7 protein-coding genes are annotated in these 5,504 nt (G+C 53.5%); 1 reads left to right on the forward strand and 6 read right to left on the reverse strand.

Annotated features, from left to right (window positions below):
* The 6 genes from ribB to rpiB all read right to left on the reverse strand — a co-directional run.
* The coding region (ribB, locus tag B3Z49_RS21220; protein ID WP_296994655.1) for a 3,4-dihydroxy-2-butanone-4-phosphate synthase at nucleotides 1-530 on the reverse strand (530 nt) is incomplete at its 3' end.
* Between the two features lie 6 nt (nucleotides 531-536).
* Nucleotides 537-1,124, reverse strand: a complete 588-nt coding sequence (locus tag B3Z49_RS21225; protein ID WP_296994658.1) for a riboflavin synthase — start codon at nucleotides 1,122-1,124, stop codon at nucleotides 537-539.
* Between the two features lie 4 nt (nucleotides 1,125-1,128).
* Complete coding sequence (gene ribD / locus B3Z49_RS21230) at nucleotides 1,129-2,250, reverse strand: bifunctional diaminohydroxyphosphoribosylaminopyrimidine deaminase/5-amino-6-(5-phosphoribosylamino)uracil reductase RibD (protein ID WP_296994661.1); 1,122 nt, start codon at nucleotides 2,248-2,250, stop codon at nucleotides 1,129-1,131.
* Nucleotides 2,250-2,723, reverse strand: coding sequence for a transcriptional regulator NrdR (gene nrdR / locus B3Z49_RS21235; protein ID WP_008891109.1), 474 nt, complete (start codon nucleotides 2,721-2,723; stop codon nucleotides 2,250-2,252). Before nrdR ends, ribD begins: the two co-directional genes overlap by 1 nt.
* Nucleotides 2,724-2,747: 24 nt before the next feature.
* Nucleotides 2,748-4,022, reverse strand: coding sequence for a serine hydroxymethyltransferase (glyA, locus tag B3Z49_RS21240; RefSeq protein ID WP_064789160.1), 1,275 nt, complete (start codon nucleotides 4,020-4,022; stop codon nucleotides 2,748-2,750).
* Nucleotides 4,023-4,111: 89 nt separating this feature from the next.
* The gene (gene rpiB, locus B3Z49_RS21245) at nucleotides 4,112-4,555 is read right to left on the reverse strand and encodes a ribose 5-phosphate isomerase B (RefSeq protein ID WP_008891111.1); all 444 of its coding nucleotides are present in this window, start codon (nucleotides 4,553-4,555) and stop codon (nucleotides 4,112-4,114) included.
* 464 nt (nucleotides 4,556-5,019) lie between these two features.
* On the opposite strand from rpiB, the gene B3Z49_RS21250 reads away from it, so the two are divergent.
* Nucleotides 5,020-5,439: a MucR family transcriptional regulator gene (locus B3Z49_RS21250; protein WP_008891112.1), complete on the forward strand. Its 420-nt coding sequence runs from the start codon at nucleotides 5,020-5,022 to the stop codon at nucleotides 5,437-5,439.
* Nucleotides 5,440-5,504 lie beyond the last annotated feature (65 nt).

Raw genomic sequence — 5,504 nt, forward strand, 5'->3', positions numbered from 1 at the left:
CGCGCCATTTCACCCGAATCACTCATGATTTCACAAATGACACCCGACGGGTTCAGGCCCGCAAGCCGTGCGATATCAACAGACGCCTCTGTGTGACCGGCCCGCACCAAAACCCCACCCGGACGTGCACGGAGCGGGAATACATGGCCCGGTGTCACGATGTCGTGGCGACCGGCAGTCGGATCAATCGCAACGGCCACAGTCCGCGCGCGGTCAGGGGCGGAAATACCGGTGGTCACGCCAGTCTTGGCTTCGATCGATACGGTAAAGGCTGTTTCGTGTCGCGTGCCGTTATGCGCACTCATCATGGTCAGGCCAAGCTCGTCGCAGCGCTCAGATTCAAGCGTCAGGCAAATCAGGCCGCGGCCATGGGTTGCCATGAAATTGATGGCATCGGGCGTTGCCATCTGGGCCGGAATAACCAGATCGCCCTCGTTTTCGCGGTCCTCGTCATCGACAAGAATGAACATCCGGCCATTGCGGGCCTCTTCGATGACGTCTTCGATTGGCGAAAGATAATTATGCGGCATTGTTGATCAATCCTTGCCCAGCATGCGTGCGACGTAGCGTGCCAGCATATCAATTTCAAAGTTGATCCGGTCGCCCGGTTGCTTTGAACCCAATGTGGTTTCGTTTTGGGTATGCGGTATCAGATTGATACCAAATGTGTTTCCGTCAACCTCGTTGACAGTCAATGACACACCTTCAAGTGTCACCGATCCCTTGGAGGCGATATATTTTGCAAAGGATTCGGGCACTTCGAATGTCAGGCGCAATGAATCACCCTCTGGCACGCGTTTGGTCAGCGTTGCGACCCCGTCGACATGGCCAGATACGATGTGACCACCCAACTCATCGCCGACACGCGTCGCCTGCTCGAGATTGACCTTGGATCCGACAACAAGATCACCCAGCGTTGTCCGCGAAAGGCTTTCTGCCGATGCCTCGATGGCAAACCAGTCACCGCCGGTTTCGATCACGGTCATGCAGGCACCATTACACGCGATTGATGCCCCCAGAACGATCTTTGAGGTATCAAACGATGTGGTGAACTCAAACCGGGTGTCGCCGGTTTTCTTGATTGCACGAACGGTTGCGATATCGGTGATGATGCCAGTGAACATTCATTTATTCCGTTATTTTATCGTAGGTTAGCGCAATATCTGCACCTACTTCACGAACTGAAGTACGTTTGAAATGCGGTGCGTCTGCAAGCTGTTTCAAACCAAGATCTGCAATCATTGCCTTGCCGTCACCACCGATCACCGATGGCGCGACGAAATGAATGATACGATCGACAACACCCGCCCTGATCAAACCGGCGGCAAGATTTCCGCCACTTTCAACAAGGACACGCGTCAGACCTTCATCTGCCAGCTTACGCAGGACATCATGTAGGTCCAAATGATCGCCTGCGCATCCGGCAGAAATCACTTTTACCGCAGTTTTTTCAAATTTTTCCGATAGTTCGGCGAAATTCTTGTTGGCTGTCACCAGCCATGTCGGCACGTCGTCGGCCGTCTGGACAAGCCTGGCAGCAAACGGCACGTCACCTGCGCGGTCCAGAATGACACGCACCGGCGACTGGTGATCGCGCCCGGAAAGGCGACAGGTCAAACTTGGATCATCGGCGATGACCGTCTTGGCACCGACCAGAATGGCGTCATGATTGGCACGCAGCATGTGACCGGCTTCGCGTGCGCAAGCACCCGTAATCCACTGGCTTTCGCCACTGGCCGTCGCAGATCGCGCATCAAGGGTCGATGCCAGTTTAAGAGTGACAAACGGACGGGAACGCTCGGCCTTGCACAGAAACCCTTCATTCACACGGCGGGCCTCATCGGCATAAAGCCCGACATCAACCTGAATGCCGGCATCACCCAGCATTTTGTGCCCCCTGCCCGACACGCGCGGATCCGGATCGGTCAGCGCGCTGACAACGCGCGACACCCCGGCTTCAATCAGGCCGGTTGCACAGGGCGGCGTTTTGCCAACATGGCTGCACGGTTCAAGGGTGACATAGGCAGTTGCACCACGGGCCAAGGGACCGGCCATATCAAGGGCAACACGTTCGGCATGCGGGCGGCCACCGGGTTGTGTGTGACCACGACCAACGATGGTGCCATCAGAAGAAACAAGGACACAGCCAACCGACGGGTTCGGCCAGACATTTCCCAAACCGCGTTTTGACAGGCTCAATGCGACCTGCATGAAATGCCGGTCGTCTTCGCTAAACGCGGGGGCTGTCATTACTCTGCGTCCGCCTCTTCTTCCCCATCATGCATTTTTTCAACGAATTGTTCGAAATCGCGGGCTTCACGGAAATTCTTGTACACCGAAGCGTAGCGTACATAAGCCACCTGATCGAGGGCATTCAGCGCCTCCATCACCATTTCGCCAATGGTATCGGTGGAAATATCGCTTTCGCCACTGCTTTCAAGACGACGCTGAATGCCATTAAGGGCCTTTTCAACACGCTCGTCTTCAATCGGGCGTTTGCGACACGCAAGAAAGATCGACCGCGCCAGTTTGTCGCGGTCGAACAATTCGCGTTGCCCGTCTGTCTTCACAACCATCAATTCACGCAACTGGACACGTTCAAATGTCGTGAAGCGTGAACCACAGGCAGGACAGAACCGGCGACGGCGAATGGCATGATGCTCTTCGGTCGGACGGGAGTCCTTAACCTGGGTATCGGTATGTCCGCAAAACGGGCAACGCATATTTTTATCTAAGCCTCAAATCGATCAGGAATAGATCGGGAAACGCTTGCAGAGGTCTTCAACCTTCGCACGGACGGCGGCCTCGACTTCGGCATTGCCTTCCGGGTTGTCGACCATGGCATCCAGAACGTCACCGATCAGTTCACCGATCTGCTGGAATTCGGCAACACCGAAACCACGTGTGGTACCAGCCGGCGTACCAAGACGCACACCAGACGTAATGGTCGGCTTTTCGGTGTCAAACGGAATACCGTTTTTGTTGCACGTAATGCCTGCACGTTCCAGTGCGACTTCCGCCGTGTTGCCTTTCAGGCCCTTCGGACGCAAGTCCACCAGCATCAGGTGCGTATCGGTACCGCCAGTCACGATGTCAAAGCCACGTTTGACGAGGACTTCGGCCAGTGCCTTGGCGTTATCAACAACCTGCTGTGCATATGCCTTGAATTCCGGACGCAGGGCTTCGCCAAAGGCAACAGCCTTGGCCGCAATCACATGCATCAGCGGACCACCCTGCAGACCCGGGAAGACGGCGGAATTGATCTTTTTGCCGATCTCGAGGTTGTTTGACAGGATCATGCCGCCACGCGGACCACGAAGGGTTTTATGCGTGGTAGTGGTTACGACATCTGCATAAGGAAGCGGGCTCGGATGAACGCCACCGGCAACCAGGCCTGCAAAGTGCGCCATATCAACCATCAGCAAAGCGCCAACCTTGTCAGCGATTTCGCGGAAACGTTTGAAATCGATCTGACGCGGAATGGCCGAACCACCGGCAATGATCAGCGCCGGTTTGTGTTCAACCGCAAGGGCTTCGACCTGATCGTAATCAAGGGTCAGGTCGTCTTCACGAACGCCATACTGAACCGCATTGAACCACTTGCCCGACAGTGCAGGACGCGCGCCGTGCGTCAGGTGGCCACCAGCATCAAGCGACATACCCAGAATGGTATCGCCCGGCTTGCAAAGGGCCAGCATCACCGCACCGTTTGCCTGCGCACCGGAATGGGGCTGAACGTTGACAAACTCGCAGCCGAAGATTTCCTTGGCGCGATCAATTGCCAGCTGTTCGGCAACGTCAACATATTCACAACCACCATAATAACGGCGCGAAGGATAACCTTCGGCGTATTTGTTGGTCAGGACAGTGCCCTGTGCCTCGATAACCGCTTTGGAAACGATGTTTTCCGAAGCAATCATCTCGATCTGGTTCTGCTGACGATCAAGCTCGTCGGTGACAGATTTGTACAGTGCCGGATCAGCTTCGGCCAAGCTGGTGGTGAAAAAGCCTTTGAACGACATGCGGGGGCCTCTTTCGATGCGATGTGACGGGTAACGCGATCCCTATGGAACCGCCTGCCCGTTCCGGTTGATGCCAGATGGCGAGAAAATCAGACGGAGCAGGACATTTTTGCGACGCGACCTTCATGACGACCGCCTTCGAATTCGGTCGACAGGAAGGTATCAACGCAATCAAGTGCCGTGGCTTCGCCAATAAGGCGGGCACCAAGGCAGAGAACATTTGCGTTGTTATGTTGACGGCAAAGTTCCGTGGAAAGACGGTCATGAACCAGCGCTGCGCGGATTTGCGGATAACGGTTGGCTGCCATGCTCATACCGATGCCAGATCCACAGACGAGAATACCCGCCTCGGCCTTGCCATCGATAAGGGCCTTGGCCACTGCCTGCGCATAATCCGGGTAATCAACCGAAGCCGAACCATCTGTGCCCAGATCAAGCACTTCAATCCCGCGCTTTTTCAAGGTTTCAGCAATGGTTGATTTCAGTTCCACACCACCGTGGTCGGAGGCAATCGCAAGGGTTTTGACGGTCATAGGCGTGCCTTTATTCAAAAGCAAAAGTTAAAATTTGAGCGCCTTGTAGCATATAGCGTCGGGACTGCCAACGCGCAGCTCATGCAAAACAGCAAGTTTTCCAAACAGAACTGACGCAGTAAAACCGTTATGGTTCAAACGCTCCGTATATTGAACACATATGTCAGCTTTAACGCCGTCAACAAGGTCCAAGCAGGTATCAGAATGCCTCCATGGCCGTAAAGTACGATCCAGCCATATAAACAGTATTATTGCGCAATATGTTTGGTTGTATTTCCCGTACGATCTGAAATTTAAGAGGGTTTAATCATCGCCGCCAAAGCATAAACTTTAATATAACATCCCTATAAACCAAAACAGGGTCTATTAAACAAATAACCTTGTGTTTTTCTGTGGTTTGACTATACCGATTGAATAGTGCATTAAGTTTAATGTGATTTATCAAATGAAGGATTACTTCAATTATGGCTGAAACCGAGAACAGCGTGCTTGATCGCGACGAACTTTTACAGATGACCGTCGACATTGTATCTGCCTATGTCAGCAACAATGCGCTTGCCGCGGCACAGATTCCGGAACTGATTTCGACTGTCTTTGCTTCTCTTGATGATATACACGGTGTTGAAAAAGAACCGGAACAGGAACCGTTGAAACCGGCTGTTCCGATCAAAAAATCTATTGGCGATGATTATATTGTCTGCCTTGAAGACGGCAAAAAGCTGAAAATGCTGAAACGTCACCTGCGCACGACCTATAACCTCACCCCGGAAGAATACCGTGCGAAATGGGGCCTGCCGGCAGATTACCCGATGGTCGCACCGAATTACGCCAAGCAGCGTTCGCAGTTTGCCAAGAAAATCGGTTTGGGTCGCAAGGCGAAATAACGCCTTCCCCAGTCAAATACCGAAAGAAAAAACGCCGCCCTCATTCAGGGCGGCGTTTTTCGTAT

Source organism: Thalassospira sp. UBA1131, assembly GCF_002311515.1.
Taxonomy (GTDB): Bacteria; Pseudomonadota; Alphaproteobacteria; order Rhodospirillales; family Thalassospiraceae; genus Thalassospira.

Coding starts and splice junctions, on each gene's coding strand:
- B3Z49_RS21225 (WP_296994658.1), bottom strand. CDS start 1,124: ATGTTCACTGGCATCATCACCGATATCGCAACCGTTCGTGCAATCAAG.
- ribD (WP_296994661.1), bottom strand. CDS start 2,250: ATGACAGCCCCCGCGTTTAGCGAAGACGACCGGCATTTCATGCAGGTC.
- rpiB (WP_008891111.1), bottom strand. CDS start 4,555: ATGACCGTCAAAACCCTTGCGATTGCCTCCGACCACGGTGGTGTGGAA.
- glyA (WP_064789160.1), bottom strand. CDS start 4,022: ATGTCGTTCAAAGGCTTTTTCACCACCAGCTTGGCCGAAGCTGATCCG.
- nrdR (WP_008891109.1), bottom strand. CDS start 2,723: ATGCGTTGCCCGTTTTGCGGACATACCGATACCCAGGTTAAGGACTCC.
- B3Z49_RS21250 (WP_008891112.1), top strand. CDS start 5,020: ATGGCTGAAACCGAGAACAGCGTGCTTGATCGCGACGAACTTTTACAG.